This window comes from Bradyrhizobium sp. 14AA (genome assembly GCF_054185205.1).
The window spans coordinates 232332-253220 of sequence record NZ_JAVAYM010000002.1; the positions used below are offsets into that span (position 1 = coordinate 232332).

The following is a 20889-nucleotide window of genomic DNA, read 5'->3' on the forward strand; positions in this document are numbered from 1 at the left end:
ACACCAGCGAAGGGAGACGATAAGGCTTAACGTAAGCTAGAGACCTCCAAGATGGCCCCCGACGTGCCCGTCGGGGGCCATTCTGTTAGGCACGGGTTTTGTAGGACGACTCTATGAAGCGATGGACCAAGGTCATTCATGAGCCCGGCCATCTTTGCCTTTGCTCAGATCGGTCTCGAGTTTATATCCCGCCTCCACAGCAGACTTCACGGGCACCATGTCAGCGGGTGTCCGCCTCGTTCAGAGCCAGAGATTGCCTGTCGCGGAGGCGGTGGTGACGAGAGGCTGCTACTTGCCCAAGGAGGGGCACGCTTGGAGGTCATGCGCCTGCCCTGATTCCAGAAAAGCCCGCCTTATCAATCACCACACTTTCATTGCGGCGTCTCCAACGTACTCGCGTCGGACGAGGCGTAGCGCGTCATCATCATCCTACTGTCTCAGACCAAGGATCTCGCAGCTGGCGCGACAGCCCAGATCGGCGGCTACATCCAGCCAAAACTTGCGAGGCTCGTTTCTTAAAAACTTCCGAGTGAAGCTGCCCTGCCGTGGAACGCGTGCTGTGGAGCCGCCGAAGCCGACGTAGATTGCAGCAACTCCTCCGCCTTCGTAAGAAAAGGCCTCCAACGGGCATGCCGGAGGCCTTCTTGGAGGTGTTAGATCGATTTATAGAGCCGTTTTCCTCTCTCCTTCATCAAGCTTAGCAGGAACTCACCAACCCGGTGCTCCGAACGTGGCGGTGCGGATCATCCCGAGGCTCGCATCGGTAATTTGACAGATTTTGCGCTTACTCGGCGCGAAAACTCTGAACGAAAGCGAACAGATGGAGGTGTAAAGTTATCAAGGCATGATCGATCTCTGTCACAACAGGTACGATACCGGAGCTTGACCAAACCCGGTCACGCTCCTAGCCGATCTGCAAGGTCTTGCCGATCGCCACTCGATCAAACGCCCATGTGGCGGCGAAACGACGCGGTCTAGCTAAGCTGTCGGTGAGCGCCAGGCAGGATGCCGGCCTGAAGATCGGAGACCGAACCGCATCAGATCGGAAAGACGTGCGCAAGATCTGCCGGCAGCTAGGGCGCGAAGGCTTTGACGTCGCCCGTTGTACGGCGACACGACTGATGCGGTACAAGTGTTAGCAACGGGTCATTCTCGGCAAAGCGCTCAAGACCAAGATAAGCGACAAAGACGCACCGTGCCCGCTTGCTTACGTCAATCGCCAGTTCAAAGTTCAAGGTCAAACGTCCGTTGGCTCCGCATCACCCTTGTCGCGACCTCCGCCGGTTTACTACGTCGCCATTGTGATCGACGCCTAAGCCCGCAGGATAGTGTGGGGGCGGATTCACGCACGTCGACGCCAGCTTCTTGCTTGATGCACCCGGAGCCGGCATCGCATAATAGACGGCCGAACATTGCGGCGCCTGGTGCACCACAGCGACAAGCGGCAGCCAATGCGGCTGGTGTTGAGTATGGTAGCGTCCGGCCGATGCTGGCGCGAAGTGATCTGTCGGCAGAGTCGCGGATTCATACGAAAACGCTCTTGCCGAAACCATCCAACGGTCTTTAACTAGGGCGAGTTGGTCCGCCCGTGCGAGCATTGGGGCAGCTTCGAGGCCACCGAGATGGCTGGCTTAATTTAGTCGACAACCGGCGGCTCTTGATCGCATCGAAAAAATGCCGCCGCCGAGCAACGGCTACCATTCCATGATGGAACGAGCCGCCATCCTTCCTCGAATTAGGGACCATAGTCACGGGCTTATCGCAGTCCGTAACGACAAGTCTGGCCCGAAGGTTGATGATCTTAGGTAATAAAGCTTCCAATCGGAGTGCGCCTCACGCAATCCACTCGCTTTAGACGGTAGTATTTCTGACGTTCAGGAATTCTCGTGGGTATAGCTCGATGCGCGAGCGCTCGCGATCGCCCTGTAACAAGCACAGGCTTTTAGCTTTAGCTGCTCCCTCTCCGATATCTGAAGCATCCCGCGCATTTTTTTAATCATCCCTTGTTCTTCAAATCGGCTCAGCATCTCGGTGATCCCTGCTCGACGCCAACCTAGGATCTCTGACAAATCGTCGTGAGTTACCGGAAGGGCTCGCCCCTCTAACGCATCGCACGCCAACGAGAGCCAGCACGCTAATCTACGTTCTAGCTGATGTCTCGCACCGCAAAGAGCGACCTGCGAAGTTTGGACCATCAACCATTGATTGTATTGCAACAGATGCTCGCGGATTTGGGGGCGATCGTGCATCGAGCATTGCAGATGGTCAAACCCAATTGCCCAAGCATCACCGGGGGCTAGCACTGTCAATCGTTGCTCCGCTCGCCTCGCACCAAAAGCGATCGACGCTGGAGCAAATCCATCGGAGCAGACCATCGCAGTTTGAAGGACGGAACCAGCGGTAAGAGTTGTTAGTGAAAGAATTCCTGTCTCGACGAAATATATCGAATCAATGGTTTTCCTCGGCTCTTGCAACACAAAACGCCGCGGGAGCACGACGCGCTTAAGAGCGGGGCGAATGCAATCAAAGTCAGACGGCGAAAGAGCTCGCAAAATTGCGTTCTTAACGAACTGCCCATTTCGCCATTGCGTAAGCATGTGGTTTCACCTGCTATCGAATCAGAATATTCACTCGCCGCTGCAACATTCTCAAATTTCAATGAGGCGCATTCACTCGCCAACAAAGCCACTCGCGATGAGTACAACAAGGCAGTTTCCGGACCCTCCACGATAATCAAGTTAGCCGCGCAACGCCTTGTCAGCGATCGGCGAGAATTGCACAGCTTCACCTAACCCGTTGCCGCGAGCAGATCTTGGACTGAACTACCTATCTGCGTGGGACTGATCTTCTTGCTTCTCGCGCTCGAGCCGGGCACGGAAGCTTGCCTTCCAGCCGCCATTTGCAATGATTTCCAAGATGGGTATGGGCAACGGGTTGAAATTCCTTCGCGTGCCGCGAGATTCATTGGTGAATTCACCAGTAGAAATGTCGACGCGCAGAAGATCGCCTTGATCGACTTCGTTTAGAATGTTCTCGCATCGCGGAAGAAAAGGTAGCCCCGCGCTAATCGCATTGCGATAGCTTCCGCTGGGTATCGATTCGACCACGAGCCCGACACCGGCGCCGCGCAGCCCGATCAGGCCTTGAATATGAGGATTGCCTTGCGCGAAACGCTTGCCCGCAACCACGATGTCGCCTGGCTGAATGGACTTCGCCAGCGAAGGATCTAACCGGGAGAAGATGTGGTTCTTCAACACCTCCGGAGACATTTCGCGACGCAACGCGAATTCAAGAGGCATCAAATCGCCGTCGACCGCAACGTCATGGCCGAATTTCCAACACCGACCTTGATAAATCCAAGTATGCTCCATGTTCATAATCCACGCGGATCGACGATCCGTCCAGCAAGGGCTGATGCCGCGACGGTCGCCGGGCTCGCTATATACAATTCTGCTGTCATACCACCGAGGCGACCGGGATCGTTTCGCGTTCCGGTTCCGATCGAGACTTCGCCGTCGCCAACGCCGCCGACGCGCCCACCGGCGCAGACGCCGCACCCGGCCGCTGTAACGACGGCACCTGCAGCGAGATAGATATCGTAGAGCCCCTCTTGGGCCGCGGCCTGCGCGACCCTCTGTGTCACGGGGGTGATAAACATGCGCACATCGGGATGGAGCTTCTTACCATCCAGAATCCTGGCGACTGCGCGAAGATCATCGAGGTATCCGGAGGCGCACGACCCAATATAGGCGTGCTGAATCGCACGTCCTGCAATTTCACTAACAGGCTTGACGAGATCGGGACGCGGCGGGCAACCAATTTGAGGCTCCAAACTGTCGAGGTTGAGCACGATGCGCTCACGTACCTTGGCGCCGTCATCCGACGAAACCTGGTCGCCCTGGTCAAGGTTGCGCTCCGCCAGATATGCGAAGACGCGGGCGTCAGGCGCAATGTACGCGGACCTGGACCCCAGTTCGGTCGGCGTATTTACCAGCGTGCAGCGCTGGTCGACAGTCAGGGCGGCGACGCCTGGCCCGATGAACTCGACGACCGCGTCATCCATCAAATCTGCTGGAACGTGCCCGATCAACCATTGGGCGGCGTCGCGTACCGTTACGCCCGGCGACAAGGTTCCGCACACTTCGATCTGAAGTGTCTCCGGAATAGATGTCCAGACCGATCCACACGCAAGAACCTCGACGATCTCATTCAGCACGGGAATGCCAAGCACGCCGATGGCCCCAAAGGTAGTAAGATGGGTATCGTAACCCTGCACAAACATGCCGGGTTTGACGATCCCGAGTTCAATCGGGAAGACGTGGCCGAGGCCGCTGCGTCCGACGTCGTAGAATCGACCAATCTTAAAGCGCCTAACGAAGTCCCTCACGGCTTTCTGACGCATTGTCGCATGCAGCGAAGTAGCAACAGGCTCATGGTCGGTACTTACGAGTACGATGGAGGGATCGAACAGCCGCTCGACCCCAAACTCATCGAGCCCCTGCGCGCAGTTGTTTGCGTACCAGTCGTGCACGGTCACGAGTTCGGGAACCGGGTAATGAATTTCGCCCGCGCGAACAGTGCGGCCGCATACGCGCGACAAGATTTTCTCGGCCGATGTAAGCTGCATTGCATTTCCCCACGGGTTGCTGAGGAGCGACAGCACCGCATTGCATGAATGCTATGCGGACACCGATCGTTCGTCAACACAAACACTGTTCGTGTATGTGAACACCGCGGTACCTCGCTTGCCACGCCCCAAGAGCGCGTCTCGACTCAAATGCGCCCGCCAATTTCAGACGGCGACGGCTTTCCGATGTTGACCGACTGATTATCGCGCGGTTGAATGAATCGACGGGTAGCGCGATCAACGTTCCGTTCCACTATACACTCGCATGGAAGGTGCTGGAGACGGAAGCGATTGGTTTTAGTCATGCTCCCGTGCTATCCGTTACAAGCCTGAAGAAATAGGACGTTCGAGCAATGGCAAAATCGGCGGTTCGCGTTCTCGAGATCATGGAGTTCATCGCAAAGCGCGGCACCGGCCCAACTCACTCTGAGATTGCCGAGGAGCTCGGGATCCCGAAAAGCAGTCTGACCGCCTTGATGCGAGACTTGCTAGATATGCGATACGTCAGGATCGACGAGGCAACCAGCCGCTACGAGCTAGATTCGCAGTGCCTCATTCTGTCCCAGGCCTTTCTGCGGAGCCTGAATATCGTGCGCATGGGCGAGCCCGTCGTCCAAAGTGTCTTTAGGGAGACTAACGAATTCACCTGCCTGACGATCGTAAAGGATACTGACGTGATCGTGGTGTGCGCTGACGCGCCGCCGTCGCCTTTGGCGCACTCGCTGCAGATTGGCGACAGAACCCCGATGTACTGCAGCGCGAGCGGCAAGGTCGTCCTTGCTTTTCTCGACGGGGCAGAAGCACGGGAGATTCTGCAGCGATCCGAGCGCAGAAAGCTGACGCCGACTACGAAAACCGATATCGGGGAAATCATGGGCGAATTTGCAAAAGTCCGCAGCGACGGATGTGCCTACTCTCATGAAGAAACCATCCTTGGGATCACGGCCTGCGCGGTCCCGGTATTCAACAGGGCCCGCCGACCCATCGCATCATTGAGCTGCGCAATGGCGTCTTCACGTTTGGTGCCGTCGCGCCATAAACAGCTTTTGTCCGTTCTAAAATCCGCAGGCGCGCAACTGTCCGAAGCGCTTGGCTATCGCCCGGAGGAGCGAGCCGCCCAGGTTACAGACTACAATCCCAAGGCTCGTCTTAAATCCTCTCCGTCGCGGACCCGGCGTTCTATCTCTTCTTCGCGCTCTCTCTGAGCTGCCGCGGCGACAATAACATTGTCAATCCGCAAGGTTGGCACGACTACGACGCCATCGTCATCAGCAGAAATGATGTCGCCGGGAGCGATCGCCGCCGAGCCAATCGCCACAGCGATTCCCATCTCGCCGGGCCTACTCTTTTGTGTACCCCTAACCGAATAGCCGGCAGCAAAGACCGGAAGCCCAATGCTTCGCACCTCGGCCACATCGCGTACCGCGCCATTGGTGACGACGCCCGCCAAGCCGCGCTGCTTTGCGACGAGCGACGAGGTTCCACCCCAAGCGCTCGCAAAGGGCGAGCCGCCGACGTCGATCGCGAGAACGCTCCCCGGCTCGGCCGTAGCGATGAGCTCGATCACGCCACGACTATCGCCGGGCAGGCATCGAACGGTCGCCGCGCGCCCGATCATTTGCTTGCCCGGAACAACAGAGAAGATATCCGGCCCGCAGTCGCCGCCTTTTCCGTTGGCTTCGTAGAGTGTCGCCGCGGCGTAACCACGCAACGCCTCGACCGCTGGATCTTGCTTGGCCGCATAATAACTCACGCTACCCCCTTGTCTTCGCTTCGGTTAGCTCGGCAATCCTGCCCAATGCGGAGGTCAGGATTGCGCCGTCTGCGACGTCTTTGGCGCGCATCGGGTCGTAGCCTCTTCTCTCAAGGGTCCCGACCATCTTTGAACGATCAACCAACCGCGCTCTCACGTTCGTGCCATTTCGTTAGACTGCCAACGAGGCCCGGGACGGAAGATCGAGGATCTCCCGGGCGATGGCCGGAGTTGCGAGAACATTATTGGCTTCGCGGACGAGACGCGCCGCGCGGGCGACGAACTCTGCGTTGTTCTTGGCCAGGCGGCCCTTGGCATAAAATACGTTGTCTTCCATGCCGACGCGTATGTGGCCACCAAGCGCGAGCGTCGCTAGAAGGATAGGCAAATGCCCGGCACCGATTCCGAACGCCGACCAGACGGCGTCCGCAGGCAGCAAGCTCTTGAGGAACACGAGGTTCTCGACAGTTGCAGCGGTTCCGCCAGCGGCGCCAAGCACGAACTGGAAGAAGCCGGGACCATGTAGGATACCCTTCTTCATGTAATGGGCGGCGGTATAGAACATCCCTGAATCGAACACTTCGATCTCTGGTTTCACGCCATGCTCGTTCATGACGGCTGCGAGTCTTTCGAGAAACTTCGGGTGATTGATGAACAAGGTCGAGTGCATCCAATTCATCGTGCCGGCGTCGAAAGAGGCGAGTTCGGGCTTGAGCTCAATCAGATGGGCCATCCGGGTCTCATCACTGGCGTTGAAATCGCCTGAAGTGGTTAGATTCAGCACGATGTCACAGCGCTCACGGATGCGATGTACGGTCTCGATGAAGCGCCCCGTATCCATTGTACCCTTGCCGGCGTCATCGCGCATGTGCAGATGGGCGATGCTAGATCCGGCCTGCCAGCACTCATAAACGTCATCGGCAATTTCGCGCGGGGTCATCGGGATGGCAGGGTTATGCTCCCTGGTCGGAAACGCGCCAGTCGGCGCCACGCTGATGATGGTATCGGCCATAGTGTTTTTCCTGCCTTAGCGCAAACCGCACCTGAACTCGGGTAGAAATTCTTAGGTTAGAGCCACTGAGGTTTTCAGATCAGAATTTGATATAACCGTTATACGCGCGTAGCTGCGTAATCATAGTCGGGCTGCGGGCGATACGCGTTATCGGACAGAGCTTGCCTAGCCTGCCGCACAATCACTTGTGTGGGACTCTATGCCGACGGGCTGCCACGGAAACGCGACCGCGAGGCCAAAGCAAACGAGCCCGTCTGCGTTGTGGCAGTAAGGTTGTTGATCGCGGGCTTCCCGACATGCTGTCGCGTTCACACCTTTCTGCATTGACCAATCGGATCGCGATAGAGGAGCTCAAGCGCCCGTAACCCGCCAAATGACGTTACCGACATCATCAGCCACGAGCAGGGAGCTATCGGGTCCAAGCGTGACGCCCACCGGCCGACCGTAGGACACCCGCTCGTCGGGAGCGAGGAATCCCGAGAGAATGTCGCTCGGCGGGCCGCACGGCTGCCCATTTTTGAATGGCACAAACACGACCTTGTAGCCACTGAGGGTACTGCGATTCCACGAACCATGCTGGCCGATCACCATGCCCTCCGGAAATCCCGGTAACGTATCCGCCGGCAGCCAGCACAGGCCAAGCGAAGCGGTGTGCCCCCCCCAGCGCATAGTCAGGCGTGATGGCTTTGGCGACCATGGCCGGATCCTGCGGGACTCGATCGTCCACAATCTGCCCCCAATAGCAAAACGGCCAGCCATAGAAGGTGCCATCCCGTACTGAAGTCAGATAGTCGGGTGGCGTCTCGTCACCGAGGCCATCCCGCTCGTTGACTACCGTCCACAGCACGCCGGTACCTGGCTCCCAAGCCATGCCCACCGGGTTACGAAGGCCGCTTGCAAAGATGCGGCTGGTGCCGCTTGCAAGATCGAGCTCGTAGATTGCGGCGCGGCCTTTCTCCACCCCTAAGCCCATGTCAGCGATATTGGTCATTGATCCGACACCCGCATAAAGCTTCTTCCCGTCGGGACTCGGCAGCAGACTTCGGGTCCAGTGCCCGCCGGCTTGAAACGTGACAAGTTTGGTCCCCGACCCAGGGATACGATCCGCTCCATCGGAGTAGGGAAAGGCCACGATACCGTCGGTGTTGCCGATATAAAACGTCCGACTAACCAATGCCATGCCAAATGGCTGGTTCAATCCCTCCATAAAGGTCGAACGCACTTCAGCGATGCCATCGCGGTCCCCGTCGCGCAGCAGAGTGATGCGGTCCGCGCTGACCCCAAGCGCGTTGGCCCGCCTCATCGTCGCCTGTACCGCATAACCAAACAGACTCGTTGGAGGCTTTACGACCTGCGTTGCTTCGGCCACGAGGAGGTCACCGTTTGGCAACACGTACATCCAGCGTGGATGATTGAGCTTGGTGGCAAACGCATTGACCTTGAGCCCACGCGCCGGCGTCGGCAATTGCCCGTCGGCCCATCCCCGCGCCGTCGGCATTTTCAGGGTAGGAATACTCCCTTGGGGCTTGCCCACCGGAATGGCTGGCGTAGCCCCCCACGCCGCTTGGTGCGGTATGCCTTGCGTCCGGCGCCACAAAAGCGCAGCTCCTCCAATCAGCGCGACCAACCGAGCAAAACTCCTGGAAAAGATCATGGCGTCCTCGATATGATTCTTCTAAGTGTCCGCCGCCATTTTCATTGATCGTGATGCTTCGACTTCTCCTCGAGGCCCTTACACTTTTGGCTGACGCGTCATAGGCAAACCCCACCCCATCAAACAGCTCGTAAAGCGAGCCACACCACACTGGAACTGAAGCGGAAGTGAAACGACACTCTCGAGTCACGGAAGCAACAGCAACTGCAGCGTCTCGCGAGACAAGAGAGATGAACGACAAACGTCGTCACGCAGAAAAACTGACGGCATAGCCGGCGCCGACCCTGTCGATTAGCCACCCTTCCGAGACCGTTGAATGCGCTGGGAACAGGAGTGCTTTTGAATTGGCAGCCGTCTCGAGGAGATTCTTGCGAGTGTTACGGGCTTCGACTGGCAGCTCGCACCATTTACTATTGACTTCGGGCAAGAACACCTGGATCGGGGAGTGGAAGACGTCGGCGCAGAAAATGATATTTCGTCCGCCTTCTTGTAACGTCAGGTTCACCTGACCGGGACTATGACCAATTGCCCCCGTGGCCTTGAGATGCCCTGCGATCACATCGCCGGCTTCGAACAGACGCATGTTTCCGGCCTTGGCAATTGGAAGAACGCTATCCTCGAATGAATTCTGATTGACGCTTCTGTCTCCAGTATTGAAGCGATCATTCGAATCATTCCAATCCACGGCCGGCACGAAGTACTCGGCATTCTTGAAAAGAGGTACCCACTCATCTCCTTCTCTGACCGTATTCCAACCCACGTGGTCATGATGGAGGTGGGTATGTATCACGTGCGTGACCTGCCTTGGTGGTACCCCGATTGCATCTAGCCAGTCTAAAACCGGCGTATTGAGATTGTGCGACCAAGGGGCCGGCCGCGTCTTGAAGTTGCCCTCCCCTGTGTCGATCAGGATCGTGAGATTACCAAGCCTCAGGACAAAGATCTTTATCGCGAGAATCAGCCGGTCGCTCGTTGCGCTCCAAAAGCGGTACTGGTCCGTCAGGAGGTCAGCATGCTCCTGCAAGGCGCGATCCGACAGCCCGGGCAGCATCGCGCGCCGATCTGTGATCGGTGCGCATATTTCGAAGATCTGGAAGAGCTCGGCCTCGCCGAACTTTTGACGTTTCAACATTCGCGCCAGATCCTTATTTTTATCGATTTACAAGTTGATTGAATGCTTCCGGACCAAAGAGCTTTCGCTAGCTTCGCCACTGTGGACGTCGGAGACGCAATCTGCCCAGTGGGGTGGTGAAACGTATTGCCTCTCCGTTCACTGCTAGCGGCGGTTCAGTCTTTGGAAGCAGGCATCGCCTGACAGTACCCGACCCGCCTGTTAGGCGCGTAGCCGACTGTTCAATGGTCACGCTGCATTCCTTGGAACGGTTGCTCGCATAGTTTGATCCTTCTCTAATGGGCCATGGCAACCTTTCCGAGATCGCTTTTGAAATAACAGCTATATGGCAGTTGCAACTCGCGCATTACCTGAGGCAATTCCATGCTCGTTCTATCTGAGCTTGCCCGACCACAGGAACCATGCGGATGCTGAAATCGGAGAAGTTCGCGACAAGCCAACACTCAAGCGCATATAGGCCGCACGGCCTTTGCGGGTGACCCCACGCCACACTTTCTCGTTCGTGACTTTGCTCAGTAGAGCAGTAGATCAAAGCCGCCCCGCTGGCTCCAATGCGCCGCATCAGATGGCTGCTCTGCCGCAATTACCGCAGAAGGGAGGAACACGCGCGACCCGACGACGGTCGACATCATCCAGCTGCCGACGTTCCACCGTTCGTCCCGAAGACCCCCAGTACCGATCCGCCGCAACACATCGGCTTCGTCGCCCAGCAGCTGGTACCGGAAGTGAAAGTACAGAGTGGGGTCGGCCGCGGTGACAGGGCTCGTTGGCTCGGCGCTACCGCTACCGGCCCTGGGTGTGTTCGAGCGCTCCGTCCGGGGAAGCAGCCATGGAACGCTTCAATGAAGTCCTGGTCGCGGCTTGTCTGGCCCCGAGAAGCCAGCGCGACGCCGCGGTCCACTTGCAAGAGATACCCGGCGAATGGAAACTCGAGGCTCCGACGCAAGCGAGTCGTTCGAACGCGTCTCAACGCTGGAGCGTTTACCCAACAGCGAGCCGATCGTGATTACCGACTCTAGGCTCTGAACTCTGGATAAAGGCGCTCCAACAGTCGCAAGCAAGCCGGCCAATCCTTGCTTCCCTTTTTTTGGGGGTCGATATTCTCATACTGCTGAGCTGCCCTTTCACACACGTCGGGAGCAATGATCGTGACTTCAGCGCCGCCTGCCAATGCGGCGATCTGTGCGCGGCACGCCATTTCCAGATAGTGGTGATCGACGAACGTTTGCGGCACGTTTTCGCCACAAACTAGAGCGCCGTGGTTGCGAAGCATTGCGTAGCGATATTGTGCGAGGTCACGCAGCAGCGGCGCTTGCTGATCTAGGTTGAATTCAAAGCCGCCGAATTCATGATAAGCGATGCGATTGTAAAAGCCCATTGCATGCTGGCTTAGCATCAACAAGCCGTGCTTTTGCGCCGAAACGCCAGTATTGGCGGTCGTGTGCGTGTGGAACACGACGTTGATATCCCGCCGCGCCTCGAGAATACCGGCATGAATCACTAGCTGGCCACCACGGCATGGCGGACCGTCCTGATGCGGCGTGCCATCGAAGCTGAACTTGTACAGACCGGACGCAGTAACCTCATCGAACATCCAGTCGCCCGGTTTAACTAGAAACTGATCTGGCGCATCTGGCACCCGCATCGAGAGGTGATTGTAACTAAGGTCGCTGACACCGAAATGCGCCATCAGACGATATGCAGCCGCCAGGTCGACACGCGCTGTCCATTCCTGAGCACTACAACGAACAGCTGTGGGGGAGCGATTGGAAAGTGCCATGGAATTTCTCACATCAACGACGGTCAAGTTGGGGAGGAACATTCACCTGCGGACAACACGAAGGTGACGACCACGACCGAGCATGCCTCCAAACTCTAAAAAGGCGGAGCTCATTTAGCTCATAGCTTCATCGATATGTTGGCCTTACTGGCGACCGCCCGCCAATGCTCGAGATCCGATGCCATCCGGCTTCGGACCTCCGCAGCGGAGCATCCGGCGAGAGCGAATTCGAGCCTACTGGCGCGCTCCTTCAAATCACTCGACTTCAGCACCTGGCGCGTCGCCTGATTGAGGGTATCAATGATCGGCGTTGGCGTGTTCGCCGGCGCCCAAATGCCGCTCCAGTCGACGATCTCGACGCCGGAGACGCCGGCTTCGCTCATTGTCGGCACATCGGGGAAGTTGGGTAGGCGGTTTGGCGCGGTCGTCGCCAGCACCCGTATCGTGTTCGCCCCGGCTTGGCCAACGACGGTCGGAGGCGTCGAAAGGGCGAAGGTCACATCGTTCGCAAGGACCGCCTGCACCATGTCGCCGCTTCCCTTGTAGAAAACACGAGTCGCCTTGAAGCCCGCCTGCTGCCCAAACAGCTCGCTGCCGAGCCAAAATACCGATGACGACGACGCGTAGAACCCCTTTTCGGGATTGGCTTTCAGGTAGACAACGAGATCGTTCACCGTGGTGAACGGCGAGTTTGCATTGACAACAAGAAACAGCGAGAGAAGTGCAACATCGCTGACAGGTGCGAAGTCCTTGATCGGATCGAAAGGCAGGTTTTTGTAGATTGCTGGATCCATGACCAACGGGTCACAGGCACTGTAAAGCAGCGTGTAGCCATCCGGCTCAGCGCGAGCCACTGCTTCAGAACCGATCAATGCGCCGGCGCCAGGCTTATTCAACACCACGACAGGTTTCTTAAGAACCTCGGACAGTCCGGGCGCCAATAGACGGGCGACGACATCCGTTCCACCGCCCGGCGAATAAGGGACGACCAAGCTAATCGCACGTTCCGGATAGGTGGCCGCAAACGCCCGATGCCGGCCAACGACACCCGCAGTTGCCGCCGCAGACAAAATCATCATTCGTCGCCGTGACATCCTGCCCTTCATTTTCCTCCCTCCCTCGTCATAATCTGCTTCATGTTATTATTCATCTGGCGCCCCCTATTCACCGCGCGCAAGTGGCGGGATCGAATAGCCTGGGGTCACGTGGACGTCGATGACATAGGGCTTGCCCGAAGCGACGGCCGCGAAGCCTCGCAAGATCGCTGCTTCCAGCTCCTCGACATTGGTCAAGGGCCCTTCTGCCTCTACGCCCTGCGCGCGGGCGATACTCGACAGATCAGGGGCCGGATCATCAATCCGTTGGCCAATCCAGCGATTCTCCGTGGGGCGGCCGCGGACCTTCGCAACCGCCTCTTGATGAAGCTCATCGTTGAAGTTCGATCGATTGTTGGAGACTATGAAAAGGGCCGGAAGCTGGTGATGCGCGGCCGTCCAAAGCGCGGTGATGCCTTGCAGGAAGTCTCCGTCGCCGAGCACCGATACAACCATTCGGCCTGTGCCCTTCAGCGCCAGCGACGCACCCACCGTCAGGCCGGGACCTGCAGAAAGGCCCGCGCCGCCGTCGTGTCCGAGGAAATCCAGCGGGTCACGGAACTGATAGACCTCGCCCGACCAGCCGAGCGTTACATGAGCCAGGCTTATTTTTCGGTTGCCTCGCAATTTCTGTAGCGCGATCTCTATATCGAGCGGCGCAATCGCCGTTGCCGCCGTCTCGCTGTAGCCGCGCGGTGCACCTGCGATGACCCGTTCAGTGACAGGCTTGGGCCGACCCGACCCTTTGGCCTCAATCGCCGAAAGCAGCAGCGTGACGAAAGCGTCCGGTCCGGACTGAATGGCATAATCCACGGGCGGAACACCGAAATAGTCCATGCTCCAGCCACGATGAAGTTGGCTGTCGAGCGAGACATGCGCCACCTTCGCGCCGATTGTTTGTGTCCGACGTGTGACTTGCTGGAACAGGCCGTTGAGATCTACCCAGTCGAGGCTGAGAATGGCGTCGGCGTCCTGAATAACTCTCTTGCCTTCAGACCTGAGCCAGAAAGACGGTGGCACCGCTTGCAACGGATGCTCGGTCGGAAAGGCTGCTCGCTCTCGAATGGATGTGAGAACCGACGCCCCGAGCAGCTCCGCCAGCTTGACCCTGTTGTCCCATGCAAGCTGGCTGCGACATCCGCGGCCGATTAGCAGGACTGGTTTTTTGGATCGGACGAGCATATCTACGACCGCCTCAACCATGTCGGTAGGCGCGGATGGCGGCGAAGCGGCTTGGAAGCGCGACATATCTGGCAACTCAACCGGGCGGGACAGCTTCTCTTCCTGAAGCCCGGCATCAAGGCAGATATAGATCGGCGCGCGCGGCTCGCTTCGGGTGATTTGTGAGCCCCGCAGGAATGCCTCGATGATCCCCTCCGGCGATCGCGGTTCATCGTCCCATTTGACATAGTCGCGAACGATCGCGGCCTGGTCCTTCGATGTATGTATCCAGTCGATCCAAGGACGCCGCTTTTCCGACGCCACCGGTCCGGTCGCACCGATCACGACCATCGGCATACGGTCGCAATAGGCATTGAATATCCCCATGGCGCCATGCATGAGCCCGACGTTGCTGTGTAGCACCGCGCCCATAGGCTCGTCCGTGGCTTTCGCATAGCCGTGCGCGATCGAAACCACATGATCTTCGTGCAAGCACAGCAACAGGCTCGGGGACTCGTTACCGAGATAGTTGACCAGACTGTCGTGGAAGCCGCGATAGCTTGCGCCTGGATTGAGCGCCAGATATTTGACACCGATCCTCCGCACCATTTCGGCAGCAACGTCGCTGCCCCACCCCATTTCAACCGCCACATTGGGGCGGGCTGGCCTGTCGATTCTCACCTTAATCGTTCTCCACTATCCACCTGTCGCGCTTTTCCGCGACAACATGATTACTTTGCACCAGAGATGAGACTTGTTCACGATGGCAAAGCCGAACTGCATGCCGCCTATCTCGACTTGGAAAGCTGTCGCTAGCTGCATTTCAGGGTTAGGCCACCGTCGACGACCATCTCCAAGCCGGTCACGTATTTGGCTTCGTCGCTAGCGAGATAGACTGCCGCCCAGGCGACGTCCCAGGCATCACCGGTCCGCTTTAATGGGACTTGCCGATCTCTTTCCATCCACATCGCCTCGATGTCCTTGGCGCCATATCTCGCAGCCAGCCCCGGATAGTGCTCCACCATCGGTGTTCTCATGAGGCCAGGCAGAATGGCGTTGATGCGGATGTTGTCCGGGGCATACTGCACCGCAGTTGCCCTAGTCAGCTGGTTAAGTGCGGCCTTCGTGGCGTTGTAGCTGATGTACGGCACCCCAGTGTACCGCTGAGACGCGATCGACGACACATTGATGATCGCGCCGCCGCCCTGTCGCTTCATCAGCGGGATCACCGCTTTCATACTAAAAATGGCACTCTTCACATTTACGGCGAAATCTCGGTCCCATTCGGCCTCAGCCAGGTCGAGAATTCCGCCTGTACGCGCCACCCCAACGTTATTGTGCAGGACGTCGATCCGACCGCACTTCTGACTGGCGAATGCGACAACATTCCTCACGTCTTCCTCGCGGGACGCATCGCACTGCAGGGCGTGCGCTTCCAGACCCTGGTCTCGGATCAGTCTTGTCGTCTCTTCGGCGGCATCACGTGACAGATCGGCACAAACAATCCTCGCGCCCTCGCTAGCAAACGCGACCGCAGCAGCCTTGCCGTTTCCCCAGCCGGGCCCCGATGATCCTGCCCCGAATACGACGGCCACCTTGCCTATGAGCCTACTCGCCAAGACGAATCCTCCAGCCAGTGCACCGCGGGGTACGGGTGAGCAACCCGAGCCTGTGCTCACCCGTACAGCAGCTTCTATTTGGGCATAGGAAAGCTTGCAGCCGAATCACCGACAAAATTGCCGGTGACAGGCGCCTGGAAACTGGGCGCAGAGGCATCCACTTTCCATATCTGCGCAGCGCGCGGATACCGCTCCTGTGCTCGCTTCGAGAAGTCAACTGGCTCCGAGAGCAATCCCTTCAAGTCCGTAACTCCGACTGCTTTCAATGCCTCGAGCATTCCCGCGCGGCTGAAATCATTCCGCTTCGTAGCTTCAACGAGGATTGCATGCGTCACCGCAGCCTGGATATATCCAAACGTGAAGAAAGGATCCTCAGCCTGATTGGGGAAATATTTCGAGCGAGCGGCGCGGACGTCCTCCATACCGGCTACCTTTGCCGACCACGCAGGAAGGCATGATGCGATGTAGAGGGGTGTCTGCGCTACGATGTCCATGAACTCCTTGTTTTTAGCAAGCGTCGGATCGAACGAAGGTTGCCAACCGAGCCAGATCGGCCGCGAGCCGAGTCGCGCCAATCCCACGACAAGTTGCGCTGTAACAGACGATGAGTTGGCCAGGACGACGACGTCGGCACCCGAGTCCTTCAGCCCCTGGATTTGCGCGGTAAAGTCAGTGTCGGTCGGTTCGTAAGTTTGATAGGTGACAACCTTCAGGCCATACACCTTTACTGCGTGATCGAACGCGATGACACCGTCAACTCCCTGGTTGTCGTTCCTCGAGATAATTGCCCATTTCAGATCTTTGCCGCTCTTTTCCTTGATCAGGTAGTCGATACCTGCATCGAGCTGAATCGGATACGGCGTAAACGGAATTACTAGCTGCTGATCGGCGTAATAGTTGGATGCAAAAGTGGACGCCATCACGACACTCCCGCTCTCCTTGATTCGACGATTGAGTGCAGCGATGATTGCGGTGCCGAAGACATTGGCGAACATCGACACGTTTGGGGCCATTTGGGCAAACGCCTGGTTGGCAGTTTGCGCGTTGAATTGATGGTCTTGCTTTACAACGGCGACTTTTCTGCCCCCGAGACCCGCTTCACTATCTTTCAACTGGCTAAAGTAAGCTTCCACGCCGTTAGCCACAGGCACTCCTTGAAGGGCAATCGGGCCGGTCAACACATTCAAGATGCCGACGCGAATATCCTTCTCTGTGACTCCGGGGGCGTTCTGAGCATGCGATGGAGCGATGCTCAAGGAAGCAGCAAAAATCGCTGCATTGATCACTGCTTTGAGGCTTTTCATATGTCTGTCCCTGCGAACGGGTTGTGAGCAAAATTCGCTGACCGTATCAATTGGCCAGAAGCGACTAGTTTGTGAGAGACGGAATTTTTCCCAGAGCTCGGAGTATCTTCTCTGGCGTTATTGGCAGCTCGCGAATCCGCACTCCGATTGCGTCTTCGATTGCGTTTGCAATGGCCGCGGCGATCCCTGTGGTCGGTCCTTCTGCCATACCTTTGGCACCGAACGGACCACGGGGGTCGGGTACTTCAATCATAAGCGCCTCGATGGGCGGCGCATCCGCACTTGTCGCAATCAGATAGCTTTCAAAGGCTGGATTTCTGATTGCGCCGTTCCCATCGAGGACAATCTCTTCCAACAACGCTGCACTAATTGCGGTGAGGACGCCGCCTTCTGTTTGCCCAATACATGATGTCGGATTCAGCGTGCGACCGGTATCATGGACTGATACGACCTTGAGGATCTTGACTATTCCCGTTTCAGGATCGACTTCGAGCTCCACACCTTGGCTGCTGTAGAGCCAAAACGCGACCACGCAGCCTTGCCCCGTCTTCAGGTCAAAGGGAGTTGCGTAGTCCGGGACGTATGTCCCACGGCCGACAATCGGACCTTTGTCACTGGCGGGCCGAACGCCAGCAATGTCGGCGAAACGGCAATACTTGTTTCGGTCACGGACAAATACGGCACTATCGGTCACTTCTAGATTTTCAACGGGCTCCCCGAGAAACTCAGCGGCCTTCTGCAAAATCTGAGCACGCACGTCGGAACCAGCACGAACAATGGCATTACCCATGTTGAACGTAGACCGACTTGAGGATGTCGAGCGATCCGGAGGCGTAACTGCAGTGTCGCTTGCCACAACGGTTACATCCTCAAGCCGAGCTCCTACGGCTTCTGCGGCGAGCTGCGCCATGACCGTTCGAGACCCCTGGCCCATCTCCGTCGTGCTGCACAGGACATTGATCGTCCCATCGTTGTTCATTTGGATGAAACTGGTCGATCCAGAAGGAGCAACGCTTGACTTCGCGGTCGTGACGATCGCCCGGCCCCGGTTCGGAACCTTCGGCTCACTTCGGTCCCATCCCATCGCTTCTACACACGCATTCATCGCAGGCTTTAAGCCGACCGCATGCAGAACATCCCCTGTCGAAAATACATCGCCATTGTCCAGCAGGTTGCGGCGCCGAATCTCCACCGGGTCGATTGCAAGATACCGTGCAATCTCATCCATCTGAGACTCATAGGCAAAGGCCATCTCCATGATGCCGTACCCACGGAACCCGCCAGCGACCATCTTGTTTGTGTAGACGCAATATCCGTCGATCCATTGATGCGGAATGTTGTAAGGCCCGTTGGCGGAGTAGCTGCCATTTCGACACAACAGAGGTCCGACGTCAGCGTAGGCACCGGTGTCCCAAATGACCTCCGCCTTCCTGGCCACGATTCGCCCATCACGGGTCACTCCCGTTCTCAGCTTTACGTGAACGGCCCCGCTGACCACGGTCGAGGTAAACACGTCCTCCCTCGACATGACAGCTCTGACATGCCGACCAGGGAGCTTCATCGCCAAGGCAACGGCGATCGGCTCCATCTTTAGCCCATGCTTCGCGCCAAAGCCTCCCCCAAGATACGGCGAGATGAGGCGGATCTTGCTCATCGGCATGTTGAGCGCGATAGACAAGTCATTGGCAGCGATGTGGGGGGACTGCTGGCTCGTCCAAATAGTGAGTTGACCCGATCGCTCGAAAAGAGCTGTCGACGCATGAGGCTCCATTGCCGCGTGGTCGAACGCATTATTGTGATATGTGCCTTCAAAGATTCCATCGGCCTCCTCAAAGCCAACCTCGACGTCTCCACGACGCAACTTAAAATGGTTCAGGATGTTGCTGTCGGCAACCGGCTCGAAGAGCGTTGCATCACGCGTGTATGTTTCGAACTCCGGATGGATCCTGGGCGCGTGCCTCGTCATGGCCTCGACAGGATCGAAAACTGCAGCAAGCGGTTCATATTCAATCTCGACAAGTCCCGCCGCTTCTTTGGCAATTTCCACGTCGTCAGCCGCGATGGCGACCACCGGTTCGCCAACGTACCTGACGCGATCAATCGCCAGAAACGGCTGGTCTCGCAAAGGCATGTTGTAGCGGAAGGGAACGTCAGTCCCCTTCACGATCGCCCGGACACCAGGCAACTTCAGCGCTTGTTCAACATTGATGCGCTTGATCTTGGCATGAGCAACTGGGGACCGAACAACACTCGCCTCCAAGGCCCGCGGAAAAATGAAGTCCGCTGCGTACTTGGCCGTGCCGGTTACTTTTTCGACCGCATCAACTTGTTGCACAGGTCTTCCGAGAATAGCCGGTTCATTCTCCTTCATGTTAGCCCCTCACGGCTGGAGCGAGCGCGACCCCGCATAACATCGGCCGCGTCCAAGATAGCTCTGATAATCGACAAATAGCCCGTGCAACGGCACAAATTGCCACTGATCGCCAAGCGGACGTCCTCCTCTTCAGGATCTGGATTTTGGTCCAGTAGGGCCTTTGCCGCCATAATCATTCCAGGTGTGCAATAGCCACACTGAACGGCATGATGCCGAACGAACGATTCTTGCAGGGGATGCAATTCGTCGCCTGCGCTCAGGCTTTCAATCGTCTCAATTCCTTTGCCTTCAACATCCACTGCCAATGTAATGCATGACAGAGTCGGCCTTCCCTCGACCAGCACGGTGCACGCGCCACAACTTGCGGATTCGCAGCCAACCTTAACGCAGCTTCGCTCGCAGCCATCTCGCAACGCCTCGACAAGGAGGCAATTCGTTCGCACCGACAGCTCGACAAGCTCGCCATCGACGTGAAGGGCTATTGTTCGCTTTTGCATCACAGGCTCGTTTCACCTCAAGAGGACAGCTTGGCGAAGGCACGTTTCGCGAGCACCATTAGAAGATGTAGCCGAAACTCAGCGCTAGCCTGATAGTCCGATATTGGATTGACGGATGCGGCAATTGAACTGATGACGCTGTCGACATCCGCCCTGCCAGACTCCACACGCATGACCTCTTCCGCCTCGGGGCAACGACGTGGCATCCTCGACAAGCCGCTGACGGCTATTCGTCCCCCATCTGCCGCCCAAGACTTGATGTTAGACGACACAGCAATAGAGACCACCGGCAAGCTGAACGCATTGCGGAATGTGAAGCGCTCGTAGCTGACGATCGTATCGGCTGCTGCTGCTGGCAGCTCAACCTGTCTCACGAGCTCATCGGGACGCAGCGCGTCGTTCTTCGATCGTCCAGCGAACTCCGCAACCGACAGGTGCCGCTGCCCCCTCGGCCCGACGATCATTAACCTCGCATCGCTTACTTGAAGCAATGGCACAATGTCGCTTTGGCTCCAACCTTGTGTAACGTTGCCAACCAGCGACGCCACTGAACGAATAGCCGGAGACGCAAGTGAACGGAGCGTTGAATGCAGCGTCGGCCAGCCTCGCTGGAAGTCGGCCGACATCTCGAGTTGCCTGAGCGTCACGCCTGCGCCAATTCTCGCTCCATCGGAGCCAATTTCAATCTCCGTGATCCCCGGAATCAAATTGAGACCAAGAACCTTCCGTGCGGCAAGCTTGCCCCGGCGAAAGCGCGTCAGCACATCGCAGCCACCCATCTTTGCGATGACACCAGGCTCGCTGAGTTGGACGACCGCTTCATCCCAACTCTTTGGGCGTTCGTATTCAAATGGCAATTCCGTCTCCGCGTTCGAGCCTCTG

The 20889-nt window shown here is 57.5% G+C and carries 15 protein-coding genes and 1 pseudogene; 1 reads left to right on the plus strand and 15 read right to left on the minus strand.

The genetic code is table 11. The features are described from left to right. Positions 1-1874 precede the first annotated feature (1874 nt). The 3 genes from RAD15_RS06135 to RAD15_RS06145 form a co-directional block, all read right to left on the minus strand. Complete coding sequence (locus RAD15_RS06135; RefSeq protein ID WP_458175438.1) at positions 1875-2597, minus strand: Crp/Fnr family transcriptional regulator; 723 nt, start codon at positions 2595-2597, stop codon at positions 1875-1877. Positions 2598-2822: 225 nt separating this feature from the next. Next, complete coding sequence (locus RAD15_RS06140) at positions 2823-3371, minus strand: hypothetical protein (protein WP_458175440.1); 549 nt, start codon at positions 3369-3371, stop codon at positions 2823-2825. A gap of 2 nt (positions 3372-3373) precedes the next feature. After that, positions 3374-4627 (minus strand): 3-isopropylmalate dehydratase large subunit, encoded by a 1254-nt coding sequence (locus RAD15_RS06145; protein ID WP_458175442.1) that lies wholly within the window; start codon positions 4625-4627, stop codon positions 3374-3376. 353 nt (positions 4628-4980) lie between these two features. On the opposite strand from RAD15_RS06145, the gene RAD15_RS06150 reads away from it, so the two are divergent. Then, entirely contained in the window at positions 4981-5832 is an 852-nt protein-coding gene (locus RAD15_RS06150) for an IclR family transcriptional regulator (RefSeq protein ID WP_458175444.1), read from the plus strand. Here the strand turns inward: RAD15_RS06150 and RAD15_RS06155 are convergent. From RAD15_RS06155 to RAD15_RS06210, 12 genes and pseudogenes are all read right to left on the minus strand, one after another. Beyond that, entirely contained in the window at positions 5757-6380 is a 624-nt protein-coding gene (locus tag RAD15_RS06155) for an RraA family protein (protein ID WP_458175446.1), read from the minus strand. The two genes, RAD15_RS06150 and RAD15_RS06155, sit on opposite strands and share 76 nt — an antisense overlap. A gap of 172 nt (positions 6381-6552) precedes the next feature. Then, a complete protein-coding gene (locus RAD15_RS06160; RefSeq protein ID WP_458175448.1) occupies positions 6553-7392 on the minus strand; it encodes a 3-keto-5-aminohexanoate cleavage protein in 840 nt (279 codons plus the stop codon). A gap of 351 nt (positions 7393-7743) precedes the next feature. Then, positions 7744-9046: pseudogene (locus tag RAD15_RS06165) on the minus strand (PQQ-dependent sugar dehydrogenase). Positions 9047-9293: 247 nt separating this feature from the next. Next, positions 9294-10178: an MBL fold metallo-hydrolase gene (locus RAD15_RS06170; RefSeq protein ID WP_458175450.1), complete on the minus strand. Its 885-nt coding sequence runs from the start codon at positions 10176-10178 to the stop codon at positions 9294-9296. A gap of 1015 nt (positions 10179-11193) precedes the next feature. Then, complete coding sequence (locus RAD15_RS06175; RefSeq protein ID WP_458175451.1) at positions 11194-11958, minus strand: class II aldolase/adducin family protein; 765 nt, start codon at positions 11956-11958, stop codon at positions 11194-11196. Between the two features lie 119 nt (positions 11959-12077). Next, on the minus strand, positions 12078-13064 hold the full coding sequence (locus RAD15_RS06180) for a Bug family tripartite tricarboxylate transporter substrate binding protein (RefSeq protein WP_458175453.1): 987 nt from the start codon (positions 13062-13064) through the stop codon (positions 12078-12080). 54 nt (positions 13065-13118) lie between these two features. Then, entirely contained in the window at positions 13119-14894 is a 1776-nt protein-coding gene (locus tag RAD15_RS06185) for a thiamine pyrophosphate-binding protein (RefSeq protein ID WP_458175455.1), read from the minus strand. A 131-nt stretch (positions 14895-15025) separates the two neighbouring features. After that, positions 15026-15832 carry an SDR family NAD(P)-dependent oxidoreductase gene (locus RAD15_RS06190; protein ID WP_458175457.1) on the minus strand — a complete coding sequence of 269 codons (807 nt, stop codon included), beginning with the start codon at positions 15830-15832 and terminating at the stop codon, positions 15026-15028. A gap of 74 nt (positions 15833-15906) precedes the next feature. Beyond that, on the minus strand, positions 15907-17136 hold the full coding sequence (locus RAD15_RS06195; protein ID WP_458175459.1) for an ABC transporter substrate-binding protein: 1230 nt from the start codon (positions 17134-17136) through the stop codon (positions 15907-15909). Positions 17137-17200: 64 nt separating this feature from the next. Further along, positions 17201-19507 carry a xanthine dehydrogenase family protein molybdopterin-binding subunit gene (locus RAD15_RS06200; RefSeq protein ID WP_458175461.1) on the minus strand — a complete coding sequence of 769 codons (2307 nt, stop codon included), beginning with the start codon at positions 19505-19507 and terminating at the stop codon, positions 17201-17203. Next, a complete protein-coding gene (locus RAD15_RS06205; protein WP_458175463.1) occupies positions 19504-20007 on the minus strand; it encodes a (2Fe-2S)-binding protein in 504 nt (167 codons plus the stop codon). Before RAD15_RS06205 ends, RAD15_RS06200 begins: the two co-directional genes overlap by 4 nt. A gap of 17 nt (positions 20008-20024) precedes the next feature. Beyond that, entirely contained in the window at positions 20025-20864 is an 840-nt protein-coding gene (locus RAD15_RS06210) for an FAD binding domain-containing protein (protein ID WP_458175465.1), read from the minus strand. Positions 20865-20889 lie beyond the last annotated feature (25 nt).